Source organism: Bacteroides sp. An269 (genome assembly GCF_002159755.1).
GTDB classification, from domain to species: Bacteria; Bacteroidota; Bacteroidia; order Bacteroidales; family Bacteroidaceae; genus Phocaeicola; species Phocaeicola intestinalis.
In genome coordinates, this window is the sequence record NZ_NFJG01000026.1 from 24,558 (window position 1) to 39,335 (window position 14,778).

The following is a 14,778-nucleotide window of genomic DNA, read 5'->3' on the forward strand; positions in this document are numbered from 1 at the left end:
CAAAATTCTCAATTCTATTAAATGATTCTCCTGTTTTTTGCTATAAACTGCTGTTTCACACGCTTTAACTGATTAGCCACACTGGCATCCATCCGATACCCGGCGACCTCTACGATATAACCACCAATCAGTTCAGAATCCACTTTCGTATCCAATTCAATAGTAGCATTATTGTTACTTTTTGACAAAGACTTTTTCAAGTAGTCTTCCAATTTGGGTGATGGCACAGCAGTCATTAACTTGCCGATGAGAATGTTTTTATCCTCACGATACAAATCAATGTACGACCAGGTCATGAACTGCAAGAATTTTTCTCTTTTTTCTTCTAATACCAGACTAAAGAAACGCATCAGCTCGTCGCTTACATTGGCTCCGCCAGCTGCTTCATGCAATAATTTCAGCTTTGTCTGGACATCCAATACAGGATTCTCCACTGCATGACGCAAATCGGCAACACGGTCAAAATAGGTAGCAAGTCTTTTCATTTCCTGATACACTTTGTCTTCCTTATTCACCGTCTTGGCATAAGCAAGTAATGCCTTTGCATAACGTCTGGAAACAACTCCCGTATTCATAACCTAATTATTTTTTTGAAGATTCAAGCATTTCATCCAGCATACGGTCTATCAAAGCATTTTGCTCTTTGGCATCAATAAGCTTGCTCCGCATAATCTTTTCAGCTATTTCGACTGAAAGCACAGCTACTTGACGACGAATATCGCGGATTGCACTTTCCTTTTCGGTCTCAATCTGCTTTTTCACTTCTGCCATCAGACGCTGGCCTTCAACTATAGCCTTATCTTGAGCATCTTTCACGATGCGGTCACGTGTGACGGCAGCCTCACTCAAGATGCGGTTTTGCTCTTCACGTGCCTGAGCCAAGATCTTTTCACCCTCAAGCTTCACGTTTGCCAATTGTTCATTGGCTTCACGTGCTGCTTTCAGCGAATTGTCAATATATGCTTTCCGGTCCTCTACTGCCTTAATGATTACGGGGAATCCATATTTCGCCAACAAAACGAAAACGACACCAAACGTAATAATCATCCAAAACACTAGCCCCGGATCCGGAGTTAATAATCCCATAAGCTACATTTTTTTTACAAGAACAATGTCAACAAGCAAACCACAATGGCGATAAGGGCAACACCTTCGACCAAAGCAGCAGCAATAATCATATTCATACGCAAATCACCAGATGCTTCCGGCTGACGAGCCATAGCTTCCATGGCAGCACCACCGATTTTACCGATACCGATACCTGCACCCAATACTGCGATACCTGCGCCGATAGCAGCGCCCAATTTACTAATGCCAACACCTGCAGCAGCCTGCAATAAAACTGATAATAACATAATTCTAAAAATTTAATTGGTTATACTTTTTAATTTATTGTCCTTTTTATTCATGATGTTCTTTCACTCTCGACAAACCGATAAACACCGCCGAAAGCATCGTGAACACATACGCTTGGATGAATGCGACCAAAAGTTCAAGTGCATTCATAAAAATACCGAATGCCACAGCGACAACCGTCATCGAACCATTGATGACAGCACCGGCCTTAACTGTGATGAAAATGATAGCAATCAAACTCAACAAAGCAGCATGCCCCGCCATCATATTGGCGAAAAGACGAATCATCAAGGCAAACGGTTTAGTGAATATACCGAAGAATTCAATCAACGGCATCATAGGAATGGGGACTTTCAGCCATGTAGGAACCTCAGGCCAAAATATCTCTTTCCAATATGCCTTTGTACCAAAAATATTGGTAAAAAGGAAAGTACATATTGCCAGCACCATAGTAATAGCAATATTACCAGTCACTGTAGCACCTCCTGGGAATATTGGAATCAATCCCATCAGATTATTCACCAGCACAAAGAAGAAAGCAGTCAGCAAATAAGGAGCATAGCGTTTGTAATCCTCCCCTATACAACCTTTGATCACATCATTGTATATGGACATTACTGTCGCTTCAACCATTCCCACCCCACCCTTTGGGGCACCTTGTTCCAAAGCATGTTTTTTATACCAACGTGCACAACTTAACATAATCACTACCAATAAGGCACTGTTGATGAATAAGCCTAGCACATTTTTAGTAATGGAAATGTCAATGGGTCTCACCTCTTCGCCAGCAGCATTCCTCTCCACTATCTTGCCGTCATAAGCTCCTCCTTCGGCTATGTACAGACCTTCATATTCTTTTCCTTCCGCAAGATGGGAAGAACAAAACACATGCCAGCCCGTACTGCTTTTCACAATGACTGGGAGCGGAATGGTGAGATGTGTATCACCTACTGTGACCACGTGCCACTCGTAAGCATCACCGATATGCCCGAAAATAAGTTCGTTCACATCTATATCTTCTTCACCGCCGGTCTCCGCCCTCAGCGTCATTGTCGGAATTGCCGACAACAGCAGCAGCGTCAATACTATGTACCGTATTCTTTTCATTTTTTACTTGTTTACTTAATTTCAGTTTCGCTTCAAAGCGAAGGAAGAAACGGGTCTCGAAAACCAGAAACGCAAAATAATAAAAGACAAAAGCCGCCACAAAAGCCACTACGTCTTCTTTTATCACGAATCCATAGGAAACCAGTATCAAAGCACTTAATATCAATTTCAGCACTTTACATATCAGGTAAGTCATTGCTATCTTGTCCGTTCCTAATTCATAACCGAATGCGAACATAAAGATGTATAAAAAACCAAACAGATAAAAGAACACAGGGATAATCGGAAACCAAACAAAGTACCACGTTGGAATAACGAAATGAAAAATCAATCCCATTCCTGCTGTAAGAACAATGCTTGCCACAGTAAGCTCCTCTATGAATTTCTTCTTTACGGTCTTCAAATACATTTTGCCAATACAGCTTTAACTTTGCTACATCTCTCTTTTTCAGAGTTCAGCGCAAACTGATATCTGATTGTCTCTGACTTCTACGAATCCACCCTTAATTTGCAAGGACTGCGATTCTGTCCCAGTCGTATACTTCACTTCTCCAGCCATCAACGATGAAATCAGCGGCGCATGATTCACCAACACTTGGAACTCTCCAAGTTCTCCTGGTAAAACAGCCATATCTACTTTTCCCTCGAAAATAGTACGTTCAGGTGAAGCGATAACCAGATGAAGTTCTTTCATTAGTCATTCATTTTTAAGTTTGTCAGTCCTTCAGCTTATTTGTTTCTTACTTACAGTTTCTATAGCCTAGCTCACTATAGAATAAAAAAACAAAAAACTTAAAACCAAAATCCTTATCCTTTCGCTGCCGCAAGCAATTTCTCGCCTTTCTTGATAGCATCTTCAATCGTTCCCACATTCAAGAATGCCTGTTCAGGCAAGTAATCTACCTCACCATCCAGAATCATCTTGAAACCTTTAATCGTATCTTCAATGGAAACCATTACACCCGGTACACCAGTAAACTGTTCGGCAACAGCAAACGGCTGTGACAAGAAACGCTGTACACGACGCGCACGATTCACGGTCAGACGATCTTCATCAGATAATTCATCCATACCCAAAATAGAAATGATGTCTTGCAATTCCTTATTACGCTGCAGAATCTGTTTTACACGTTGGGCAGTCTCATAATGTTCTTTCCCCACAATCAACGGATCCAAGATACGTGAAGTAGAATCCAACGGGTCTACAGCCGGATATATTCCTAACTCCGTAATCTTACGGCTCAACACCGTTGTGGCATCCAAGTGTGTAAAAGTTGTAGCAGGTGCCGGGTCCGTCAAGTCATCAGCAGGCACATACACCGCTTGTACAGAAGTGATGGAGCCATTCTTGGTAGAAGTGATTCGTTCCTGCATCTGTCCCATTTCAGTAGCCAGCGTAGGCTGATAACCCACAGCCGAAGGCATACGTCCCAACAAAGCAGATACCTCAGAACCAGCCTGAGTGAAACGGAAAATGTTATCGATGAAGAACAAGATATCACGGGGACCGTTTTCACCCGTTTCACGGTCACGGAAAGACTCTGCAAGCGTCAGACCAGACAAAGCCACGGACTGACGTGCACCAGGAGGCTCATTCATCTGGCCAAACACCATGGATACCTGTGACTTCTCCACTTCCTTGTAATCCACCTTCGACAAGTCCCAATTTCCTTCTTCCATACTCTTCAGAAACTCATCACCATAGCGGATAACCCCAGATTCAATCATTTCTCTCAACAAGTCATTACCTTCACGCGTACGTTCACCTACACCGGCAAAGACAGAGAAACCATTGTGTTTCTTGGCAATGTTGTTAATCAACTCTTTGATAAGCACGGTCTTTCCTACACCCGCACCACCAAACAAACCAATTTTACCTCCTTTTAAATAAGGCTCCAAAAGGTCGATAACTTTAATACCTGTAAAAAGAACTTCTTGTGATGTAGCCAGGTCTTCGAACTTAGGCGGCTCACGGTGAATCGGGAAACCATCTTTTTTATCCAGTTCCGTCATACCGTCAATCGCATCACCTACGACATTCATCACACGTCCTTTAATCTGATTTCCTACCGGCATAGAAATCGGATGACCGGCAGGTACGACTTCCATTCCACGCTTCAATCCGTCCGTACTGTCCATGGCAACGCAACGTACGGTATCCTCACCGATATGTTGCTGCACTTCGATTACCAGCGTACGCCCATCGTTACGAACGATAGTCAACGCATCGTGGATTTTCGGCAAGGATTTTTCCACATCCTGTCCTTCTTCCAATTTGAAGTACACATCGACCACCGGACCGATGACCTGCGAAATGTGTCCAACGATTTTTGACATAAGCTTTACTCTTTTTATTATAGATTCAATATTCTGTGTTACCTGAAACAAGTTTTACAATTGTTCAATGTTTGACCAAATCATCTATGCAAATTTAAATAAATATCTTATAAACCTGTCATTCTATATAACATTTTTTTATAAAAAAACCACTTTTCCCACCTAACGTGAAACAAGATATTAACATGACTGTCATTACATCTTACTTTTTAAACAATTATTCACAGAAAAAGTTCTGAAAACGGTATCGTGTGCGAGAACGACAAATTTATCCGACAATCGTAGCTACCACTCTGCGCGCCCCACCATAATCCCTGAACTCGCATAAATAAATACCTTGCCAAGTACCCAAATTCATATGTCCATCCGTAATGGGAATAGTCAGTGACACCCCCGTCAAACTACATTTGGCATGACTGGGCATGTCATCCGAACCTTCATCAGTATGAGTGTAATAAGGCTGATTTTCCTTCACTAAATCATTATAAATACATTCCATGTCATTTCGCACGCTGGGATCATAATTTTCATTGATGCTCAATGCACAACTGGTATGTTTTACAAACAAATGTAACAGACCTTTTTCTGGAAGTACAGGCAAATGGCTTGCAACCTCCTGAGTAATCAAATGAAATCCTCTTCTTCGAGGTTTCAACGAAAATTCAACTTGCTCAATCATAAGTCACTTACTTTTTATGCATCCAAATCCCGTCCACCTTCCGACGGACCATAACTATATTCAAGACAGACACCAGTAAAAAGACACACGCTCCCGTCAACAAAGCCGGCAACAGACTTTCATTTCCCGCATCAGGAAGCAACGAAGTTATCACAGGCAAATAAGTTCCGCGTATCCCTATTACGATAGCTATGCCCAGCAACAACACAGACAGATTCAGCACAACAGCCAACATTTGATAGGGTCTTGCCACCTGCGCCGGACTATAACCTATCAACAACAATGTTTCCAACTTTCGCATATTTTTCTGCAACAACAGATAAATACTAAGTATCAAAATATAGAAAGACAAAACGCTTATCAACAAACCGACAGACAAAACCACCCCGACAATCAATTTCAAAAACCAAACTGTCTTTCCAGCTTCCAGTTCGTTCCCTTCCATCTCATAGCCTTTGCGCTGGACAAACTGCACGATGCGTTCATCGGCTGGATTACCCACCTCAACAATCAATCGTGAAGGCTCAGCCTCAACTCCTGTGCTGAAACGTGCATTTGCCCAACGTATAAAAGATTCAGGTACCAATATTGTATTCAACCTACTGGAAAAACCTACGATATGACCTTTCATTTGCTCGGTTTTCCCATTCCCGACCAAACGGATATCCAAATTTACCATACCGATAATCCCTTCAGACAACTGAGGCAAATTCCGACTTTGCGCAAACCCGAAATTATACAAGTTCAAATAATTACGAGGAATGATGATAGGAATGACATTCGACTCGGGATTGAATTTCCATTCCTCCGACTGCACATCGACATACGCATCTGGAACCGATTCAAAAAACAAATCGGTAGACATCTTGATGCCTTGCAACCCCATTCCAGCCATCACTTTAAATTGAGAAGGTAAAAAACTACCCACACGCTTCACGAATGGCTGTTCTTCTATCTCTGCAATATCTCCAGCTGAAAATGTGGTCTGCTTGCCTACAATTGTACCTAACGTACTTACTTTCTTACTTATAATGATATAGTCACCTTTCAAAAAACTGTTTTCCTGAGTGAACATAGGCAAAACATCCCGATAAAACTGTACAGCAAGCAACACGATTACCATTCCACACACGTTTGCCAATGAAAAACCCAGTAATTGAGAAAGGCTGATATGCTGCTTCAATAACTTCCAAATCATATTTTTATAATGAACATTTTATGATTAAACTACAATGACAACACCCTATCGTATTCCAAAGGCAAATGTTTACCAATGGACGTCACCACCGCCCCTGCACCACGTTTACCGATTTCTTCACAAAGTATATCTGCCATCACTTTGCTGTTTCCATCGTCAAGGTGACTGATTGGTTCATCCAAGAAAATAAAGTCAAACGGTTGGCACAAGGCACGAACAAACGCCACACGTTGCTGCTGCCCGAATGACATGCGGCTTACCTTTTGCTCTTTTTTTCCATCAATCCCCAAACGCAAAAGCCACTCGTCAACCTGTTTCCGCGAAGCATAGCGGGTCAATGCATTCTTCAACCGGATATTCTCGATTGCGCTCAATTCTCCGAACAACCTCATTTCCTGAAAAAGCATACTCAACGAACGTTTTCGCAAATCCACCCATTCACGCACCGAAAAACTGCGCACATTACGCCCGTCAAAAGTAATGATACCCTGATAATCTTTCCGATACCCATAAATAAAACTACAAAGAGAAGATTTACCTGTACCCGAAGCTGCCTCCAGCAGATAAATCTTCCCTTTTTGAAAGGTTATCTGCCGATGCCATACATCTGAGATAACCATATCCTTGCCGGCAAATACTTCCGGCAACGTTTGTTGCAACTCTATTGTTTCCATTGTCTTCCATTCTTTATTCTTCCATTCGGGAACGATACCCATTGCCCTGACAAATACCGTCCCGAACGCATGAATCACACTTTAATTTATCGAACTCAACAGCACACGGAGAATATTTTGCTTCTTGTCTTTCATTACCAGTTCCATCCGTGACTTTTCCGCATCAACCGATTCAATGACAAGGTAATCCAACCCCTTCACAAACCTGAGCGCCTCCATTTCAGGACGGTCTGGAAATGATTGCCCAGTTTCCAGCAACGCAGCAAGGTTCATTGCATAAAAACAACGTTTTCCCTTCACTTCCTTCCCCCACGGGCAATCACGCAAAGAGAGTCCTTCCACAGATGCATCTACCAACCGGGAATCATTGGTAAAATAAAACTTTCCGTCAGAGACCCCAAACCAGAAAGACAAACTTCCAGGACGCATGCCAAGCATACTGCCATCCATCATCCAAAATTCGTATGCAGAAGTTCCACGGTTTATCAGTTTCATCTGCCCGCCTGTCAGCAAGAGCAAAGGTTTCAAGTCCTCGAATGTCTGAAGAAAGCCATTATCTGTCACATCAGCATACGCAATAAACTTATTCGCCAGCAAATCACCCGCAATTGCCATATCTCCTTTCAATGCACTGAATATGGCCTCAAAATCGACAGGCATCATCGAATTTTCCAACTGGTTATTGAACACTGGATGCTCTTTCAACATTTCATACGCCTTCTTTCCATCCACATTCACCGATAACCAGAAACCCGTATTGGCAGGGAAAAAATCCAAATACTTGCCCGACACCTTCCCGAACACTTGCATTTGCCTGTCTTTCATCTGCTTCATCACAGGATCCGTTGTCAGGTCAGTAAAGTCAACGGTCATCTTCCCTTCTCCAAAAGTAACCTCCGCCATGCATTTCACATCCTTCATCTTCATGTCACCGGAAATACCCATCATCATCGGAGTCACGTAACGTCCGGGAATCAAATCAAGCGTTCCCAAAGCTATGACATCTCCATTCCCACTCTTCATCCTCGCAAAATCCGAAGTGGCACGATAACCTTCTTTCTCGCCTTGGCGCAACAACATCGAAGCAGTATGCAACAGATCTTGCGGTGCACCTCCATTAGGGTCGGCCAGCAACAGTAATGCATCTGACGTGTAGGCCGCAAGCACATTTCCCATAACCGTCCACGAACAACCATTCTCTTCCATCGGCATTGAACAAATCTGTTGCTTGCTCAAAGCCTTGAATAACTCTTCCAGCTTCCCCTCGTCAGACACACGTGCCAACATCCCGGCCGAAATAGATTGCGATTCCATAAAAAAATAAAGATTCCTGCGAAAATCAATACCACTTTCCGAAGGGTTTTCAATTATCTTGTCTATTAATTGCCCAGAGCCTTGCATACCACTTTTCAATGCATCTCCCAGCCTTTGCACAGCGTTTTTTCCTGTTTCTCCCGACAATCCGCTTTTATCGACAATAGACACGGGATTGACGGATATCACCAAAGCAGCGTCTTCGGGCAAAGCAGATTCATATTCATTTCCGCCTGTACAAGACACCATCATCCCCACAAGCATCGTCCAACAGACCATCCAGGCACTTATTGTCTTTTTCTGTATCATAACATTTATATATTAAAAAATTTATTATTAATATCCGCATCTACCCCCATCTAACTAAGTTGAAAACGCAATAGTACTGCATTGGCAGATGAAGTATATATCCATAGGCGGATGAAGTATATATTCAATCGCAGATGAAGTATATATTCATTCGCACATGCAGTATATATTCATTTTTCAGGGGTACATATTGGCTGTTTGCAGACATTCATTTTATTATTTATTCATTCACATGTGCCAAGTTCATCAAATGCACCGATACCAATGCCGCCGTCTCCGTCCGCAGCCTTGACTTTCCCAGGCTTACCGGCTGGAAGCCGAAAGATTCCGCCAGCTTTACTTCTTCCGGACTAAAGTCACCTTCAGGCCCCACCAGTACCACTGCTCCAGCTTCCGGATTCAGCACGTTCCTTAACAAAGGCTTTTCTCCCTCATAACAATGAGCTATGAATTTTTGCCCCGGAAAGTCCTTACACACGAACTTGGCAAAATCTACCATTCCATTCACCAAGGGTTTCCGTGCTTTTAGCGACTGCTTGACTGCGGATATCACAATTTTCTCAATACGCTCATTCTTCACCACTTTACGTTCCGAAAAACGGCAATTCAAAAATGTCAGTTCATCAAAACCAATCTCGGTAGCCTTCTCCACAAACCACTCCGTACGGTCTATGTTCTTCGTAGGAGCCATGGCAAGATGCAAATGTCCTGTCCAAAGCGGTTCCTGAGCAATGGTTTCAATAACCTTTACACGGCACCGCTTCCCGGCAATGCCATCTATCAAAGCCTTGTAGAAAAACCCCTTTCCATCGGTCAACAAGACTTCATCTCCCACGGTAAGCCGCAGCACACGCAGACAATGAGCCGCCTCTTCTTCGGGCAACTCCGCTTTAGTCCTTATGTCAGGCGTATAAAATGTATGCATAATCCCTCCCTGTATTAGTTTTTATTGTTTTCTTCATTTTCCCGTTTGCGGATTTCATCCCGCAATTGCGACGCGCGTTCATAATCTTCACACTGAACCGCCTCATCCATCGCCCTTTTCAGCATATCAATATCTACCGAGTTGATTGACATCGTATAGCTGGAACCGTCCGAAGAAATATTGCGCAAATGTTCTTTTTCCAAAATATCTTCGTATACATAAAGCGGGAAACCTGCCCGCAATGACAACACAATGGCATCCGACGTACGCGCATCTACTACATCCACTTCCCCATCGGCTCTCCTTATATATAAATAGGTGGAATATATTCCATTCTTCACTTGATAAATAACCCCTTTCAGACATTGCAGACAACCAACTGCCATCACATTCAACAACAAGTCGTGCGTAAACGGACGTGGCGGCCTATAGTGCATTTCCGCCATTTTGATGCCCTGCGCTTCAACCGCCCCGATAATCAATGCCAGTTTCCGTTCCTCTCCCCCAACTTCTTCCAAAACCAACGCAAACGAATCTGACGGCTTCAAGACCGATGACATATCCAGAATCTTCAGTTCAACCTCTTTCATTCCTTCACGTGTTTATATTTAAAGACGATGGCAAACAAGACTGCCACCACCAATGCGTATGCAGCAAAAACAAACCAAGCACGGCTCCATCCCTCTACCTGAGGAAGCGAACTGTTGAAGTCGACAAAACGATTGACCACCGCCTGCGCACTCAGCGTACCGATGGTAGCTCCCAAGCCATTGGTCATGATAATGAACAATCCCTGCGCACTGGAACGCACATCCACATCCGTTTCTTTGTCGACAAACAAAGAGCCAGACACGTTGAAAAAATCGAAAGCCACACCATACACAATCATCGAAAGGATAAACATCCACACACCTTCACCCGGATTTCCAAAACCGAACAAGCCAAAGCGCAATACCCACGCCACCATTGCGATAAGCATTACCTTCTTGATGCCGAAACGACTCAGGAAAAAAGGTATCAGCAGGATACAGCACGTCTCGCTAATCTGCGACAAGGAAATAAGTAAATTGGCATGCTGAACGCCGAACGTATCAGCATACTCAGGAATAGCACTGAAACTCGTAATATACGGATTGGCAAAACCATTGGTAATCTGCAAAGAAACTCCCAGCAACATGGAAAATATAAAAAAAACAGCCATCTTGCGCCGGCGGAACAACAGGAAAGCTTTCAACCCCAATGCCTCAGCCAATGATTTCGTACCTCCACCGCCACGATTTACCGGACAAGCAGGAAGTGTGTTGGCATAAATAGCAAGCAGAACACCCCAACCAGCGCAAACAAAGAACTGCATATAATTGGATTGGAATCCCCACAAATCCACCAGCCACATAGAACAAATGAAGCCAATCGTGCCACACGTACGAATGGGTGGAAAAGCCTTGATAGTATCCAGCCCTGCGCGGTCAAGGGCGGAATAAGCTACTGAATTCGACAATGCCAATGTAGGCATATAAAATGCCACACTCATTGAATAAAAAGCAAACAGAACAGGAAACGAAACCTGGTCGCCTGCCGTCAAGCCATAATAACCTGCACCCGCCATAAACAGAGCAGCCAGCAAATGACTCAGCCCCAAAAGCCGCTGGGCAGGCACCCAACGGTCGGCTATGATACCCAAAATCGCCGGCATGAACAAGGAAACGATACCTTGCATAGCATAAAATATCCCGATGTGACCTCCCAGCCCAATTCCTGCCAGATACGTCCCCATCGAAGTCAAGTAAGCCCCCCACACAGCAAATTGCAGGAAGTTCATCACTATCAATCGAACTTTGACATTCATATTCGCTTCATTTTATCATATATACTCCAAATAAAAAACAATGAAACAAATATACGGAAAGATTATGACTTTACAAATTGTGAAACAAGAAAATAAGAAGCTGTTTTGAATTTCTCCAAAAAGTTTTTCTTGGCTTGATGTATCCGTTTTCGTGTGTGCTTTAGGCGATTTTTTGGTCCTTTTCGCTCCTGTTCTTCGTCAGATAGCCCGCTATCTTCCTCATCACAGAAGCGAAAATGCCTCAAAAACTCACCCCAAATCATCGCACGATAAATTCAAAACAGCTTCTAAAAAACTGATTTCAAGCATGCCTTTTAATGAACATAAGTGAGTTAGCCGTTTCACATAAGTAAGTTATGCGTTTCACATAAGTAAGTCAGTCCTATCACTTATGTTCGTTTGAGAGTGTCAGCATGTGAATGTGTCCTGCAACGACATCAGCAAAACGCACAAATCCATACCGCGCATAGTATGAAAATAGAAAATAAGGACATTCATAAAATAGAAAACCCATAAAATAGAAAACCCATAGATTGAAAAAAAATAGTTTTAAAAACTTGCCCAATTCAAAGAAAAGCCATACCTTTGCAGCCGGAAAAGAAAAAGAAAGATTTTCAATTTAATCAAAACCTATTAAAGGCTTGTTAAGAAGAATGTCATTCTTTTCAGTAGCAATGAAAGGACAAACCGGTCCGGCAATTGCTACAAAAGTTCAGATGGCGCTTTCGTCTAGTGGCCTAGGACGCGGCCCTCTCACGGCTGAAACACGGGTTCGATTCCCGTATGCGCTACCAACCTAAATTATATTGGAAGTTTGGGTGAGTGGCTGAAACCAGCAGTTTGCTAAACTGCCGTACGGGTTACCGTACCGGGGGTTCGAATCCCCCAGCTTCCGCTATAACTACTGGACAGAAGTGAATAAGGTCCCATAAATCAATGATTTATGGGACTTTTTTTTACAACTAAAAGTCCACAGAAAACAACATTGTATCTTGTATTATACATAATACATTCAGGGCAAACGCATCTAAATTATACAGATTATCATCTACAGCAGCATTACATGTCCTCCAAAGCCTGCCTTTGGATACCCCAAAACGTATATCCCAAGGGCAGTGTTTTGCAGAAATCAAATGCGTCGGCCCTGATAGTACCGTATCTTGATTTTATCAATAAGCATTTTTTTCACCATGAATGGCATTACGGACTGTGCGGTAGATGATATATAAATCCAACCCGAAACTCCAGTGCTCAATATACCAGATATCACCTAAGATACGTCCTTCCATATCTTTTAATTCTTTGGTTTCCCCCCGATATCCCGTCACTTGGCTCCAGCCTGTTATGCCTGGCTTAACAAAATGACGTACCATATATTTATTAATCAATTTAGAATATTCTTGTGTATGTTTCAGCATATGGGGACGTGGTCCGACTATACTCATGTCACCTAGTAATACGTTGATAAATTGAGGCAATTCGTCTATATTGGTTTTACGCATAATATCCCCCCATCTTGTTTTACGCGGATCATTTTTAGTAGCTTGTACGGTATCAGCATCTTTGTTGACCTTCATAGAGCGGAACTTGATGCAATAAAATTCCTTATCGTTCAGTCCATTACGTTTCTGGCGGAAAAATATCGGACCAGGCATGGTTAATTTGGTAACGATAGCCACAATGATAAAAATGATAGGAAAGAAAGTACATAAGAACAAGAGTGAAAATGCAATATCGAAAGCACGTTTCAAGAACTTGTTTTCCGGACGGCTTAAAGGGTCTGGGCGCAAACTGAGGTAAGGCACATTACCCATCATATTGAAATATACCCGGTTATGTAGATAGTTGCGAAGATTAGGAACGCTGTAAAAATGTACCACATTATTCTCGCAATAATTGATAATGGGCAAAATGACATCTGCTTTTCGCGATGGAAGACAACAGAAAAGATAATGAATATAAGGATGAGCAGAAAGATAGTGTTCCACTTCTTCCGGCCTGCCTAGATAAGTGCAATGTTCATTATCCATGTTAGGATTTGGTTCATCATCAAAATATCCCACAACCCCATAACCACTTGCCGGGTCATCGGTCAATTCATGGTATAACTCGATATTGTTTGGAGTACTTCCCACCAAAACTACATAGTGTATGTTTTTTTTGTTGTTCCGGTAAATTTTCAGGCATGTGCGGAACATAAGCCTGTATATACTTATAATAAGGAATAAGGCAGACAGATAAGCTGCATAAAATAATGATATGACATTAAAATGCATACCTACCGTTAATAAAAACCCACTTACGATGGTAAAATAGAATACATTACGAAATACACGTGCAACAATTTGATACGAATGTACCTTTTGTCTATGTAATATAACCCCTCCACGCATTGTGCATAATAAATAGCAAAGCGACATTACTATAAGAATCTGGGGTAAACTGGAATTAAACGAAACAGGCTTGTCCATCATGTTGCCCCAATAATAAAAAGCATAAAACAATCCATTACATAGGCATAAGTCCCCCATTATCACAAAAGCCTGGATGATACTGTTGTATCTTAGGATGCGATTGCTATTACTCTCCATATAAAATAAGGTTTTAGTTAGACTTTATTTAGTAATCAATTCCTTTAAAATAGTTTCTTCGTCTTTTGCCTGTCTGTTTGTTTATTGTGCAAAGATTGTAGAAATTTTAAAGAAAAGCAAATTTTACCCCCTCAAAATCTCATTGATATTTAAATATATGTTAAATAACACACGATTTTTCTTATATATGTATGTTGAATAACATAATATATATATCTTTGCATCGTGTTTTTCATGGTATTAGATTTAAGGTTAATGAAGATTGGGAATCTGGGAAGATTCCCTTTTTTTATGCTTGCCTTTTCCGATGCATATCAGTCCCTCCAGAGCCACTTTAGAAGCTGTTTTGAATTTATCGTGCGATGATTTGGGATGAGTTTTTGAGGCATTTTCGCTTCTGTGATGAGGAAGATAGCGGGCTATCTGACGAAGAACAGGAGCG

17 protein-coding genes and 2 tRNA genes are annotated in these 14,778 nt (G+C 42.1%); 2 read left to right on the forward strand and 17 right to left on the reverse strand.

Annotation, left to right across the window (positions count from 1 at the left end):
- Positions 1–17: 17 nt before the first annotated feature.
- The 15 genes from B5F71_RS07310 to B5F71_RS07380 all read right to left on the reverse strand — a co-directional run bounded on the left by B5F71_RS07310 (position 18) and on the right by B5F71_RS07380 (position 12,008).
- Positions 18–575, reverse strand: coding sequence for a F0F1 ATP synthase subunit delta (locus tag B5F71_RS07310; RefSeq protein WP_087208807.1), 558 nt, complete (start codon positions 573–575; stop codon positions 18–20).
- Between the two features lie 7 nt (positions 576–582).
- Positions 583–1,086: a F0F1 ATP synthase subunit B gene (gene atpF, locus B5F71_RS07315; protein WP_022040754.1), complete on the reverse strand. Its 504-nt coding sequence runs from the start codon at positions 1,084–1,086 to the stop codon at positions 583–585.
- Between the two features lie 14 nt (positions 1,087–1,100).
- Positions 1,101–1,355: an ATP synthase F0 subunit C gene (gene atpE / locus B5F71_RS07320; RefSeq protein ID WP_013616285.1), complete on the reverse strand. Its 255-nt coding sequence runs from the start codon at positions 1,353–1,355 to the stop codon at positions 1,101–1,103.
- Positions 1,356–1,401: 46 nt separating this feature from the next.
- The gene (gene atpB, locus B5F71_RS07325) at positions 1,402–2,463 is read right to left on the reverse strand and encodes a F0F1 ATP synthase subunit A (RefSeq protein WP_204247027.1); all 1,062 of its coding nucleotides are present in this window, start codon (positions 2,461–2,463) and stop codon (positions 1,402–1,404) included.
- Positions 2,378–2,872, reverse strand: coding sequence for a hypothetical protein (locus B5F71_RS07330; RefSeq protein ID WP_022040756.1), 495 nt, complete (start codon positions 2,870–2,872; stop codon positions 2,378–2,380). Before B5F71_RS07330 ends, atpB begins: the two co-directional genes overlap by 86 nt.
- A 39-nt stretch (positions 2,873–2,911) precedes the next feature.
- Positions 2,912–3,157: an ATPase F1 complex delta/epsilon subunit gene (locus B5F71_RS07335; protein WP_022040757.1), complete on the reverse strand. Its 246-nt coding sequence runs from the start codon at positions 3,155–3,157 to the stop codon at positions 2,912–2,914.
- Between the two features lie 113 nt (positions 3,158–3,270).
- Positions 3,271–4,800 carry a F0F1 ATP synthase subunit beta gene (atpD, locus tag B5F71_RS07340; protein WP_087208809.1) on the reverse strand — a complete coding sequence of 510 codons (1,530 nt, stop codon included), beginning with the start codon at positions 4,798–4,800 and terminating at the stop codon, positions 3,271–3,273.
- A gap of 268 nt (positions 4,801–5,068) precedes the next feature.
- Positions 5,069–5,479 (reverse strand): secondary thiamine-phosphate synthase enzyme YjbQ, encoded by a 411-nt coding sequence (locus B5F71_RS07345; protein WP_022040760.1) that lies wholly within the window; start codon positions 5,477–5,479, stop codon positions 5,069–5,071.
- A 7-nt stretch (positions 5,480–5,486) separates the two neighbouring features.
- Positions 5,487–6,677, reverse strand: coding sequence for a hypothetical protein (locus B5F71_RS07350; RefSeq protein WP_022040761.1), 1,191 nt, complete (start codon positions 6,675–6,677; stop codon positions 5,487–5,489).
- Between the two features lie 29 nt (positions 6,678–6,706).
- Positions 6,707–7,351 (reverse strand): ATP-binding cassette domain-containing protein, encoded by a 645-nt coding sequence (locus tag B5F71_RS07355; protein WP_087208830.1) that lies wholly within the window; start codon positions 7,349–7,351, stop codon positions 6,707–6,709.
- An 81-nt stretch (positions 7,352–7,432) separates the two neighbouring features.
- Positions 7,433–8,974, reverse strand: a complete 1,542-nt coding sequence (locus tag B5F71_RS07360; RefSeq protein ID WP_087208810.1) for a DUF4836 family protein — start codon at positions 8,972–8,974, stop codon at positions 7,433–7,435.
- 220 nt (positions 8,975–9,194) lie between these two features.
- Positions 9,195–9,899 carry a 16S rRNA (uracil(1498)-N(3))-methyltransferase gene (locus tag B5F71_RS07365; protein ID WP_087208812.1) on the reverse strand — a complete coding sequence of 235 codons (705 nt, stop codon included), beginning with the start codon at positions 9,897–9,899 and terminating at the stop codon, positions 9,195–9,197.
- Positions 9,900–9,913: 14 nt separating this feature from the next.
- Positions 9,914–10,489 (reverse strand): bifunctional nuclease family protein, encoded by a 576-nt coding sequence (locus B5F71_RS07370; RefSeq protein ID WP_087208814.1) that lies wholly within the window; start codon positions 10,487–10,489, stop codon positions 9,914–9,916.
- Positions 10,486–11,745 carry an MFS transporter gene (locus tag B5F71_RS07375; protein ID WP_022040766.1) on the reverse strand — a complete coding sequence of 420 codons (1,260 nt, stop codon included), beginning with the start codon at positions 11,743–11,745 and terminating at the stop codon, positions 10,486–10,488. The genes B5F71_RS07370 and B5F71_RS07375 overlap by 4 nt, the downstream gene beginning before the upstream one ends.
- Positions 11,746–11,807: 62 nt before the next feature.
- Positions 11,808–12,008 (reverse strand): hypothetical protein, encoded by a 201-nt coding sequence (locus tag B5F71_RS07380; RefSeq protein WP_087208816.1) that lies wholly within the window; start codon positions 12,006–12,008, stop codon positions 11,808–11,810.
- 455 nt (positions 12,009–12,463) lie between these two features.
- Here B5F71_RS07380 and B5F71_RS07385 point away from each other — a divergent pair.
- Together B5F71_RS07385 and B5F71_RS07390 are read left to right on the forward strand one after the other, a co-directional pair.
- Positions 12,464–12,539 (forward strand) — tRNA-Glu (locus B5F71_RS07385).
- 14 nt (positions 12,540–12,553) lie between these two features.
- Positions 12,554–12,640: transfer RNA gene (locus tag B5F71_RS07390), tRNA-Ser, on the forward strand.
- 274 nt (positions 12,641–12,914) lie between these two features.
- Here B5F71_RS07390 and B5F71_RS07395 read toward each other — a convergent pair.
- Together B5F71_RS07395 and B5F71_RS20600 are read right to left on the reverse strand one after the other, a co-directional pair.
- Positions 12,915–14,336, reverse strand: coding sequence for an undecaprenyl-phosphate glucose phosphotransferase (locus tag B5F71_RS07395; protein ID WP_087208818.1), 1,422 nt, complete (start codon positions 14,334–14,336; stop codon positions 12,915–12,917).
- A gap of 252 nt (positions 14,337–14,588) precedes the next feature.
- The coding region (locus tag B5F71_RS20600) for a hypothetical protein (RefSeq protein WP_162609935.1) at positions 14,589–14,778 on the reverse strand (190 nt) is incomplete at its 5' end.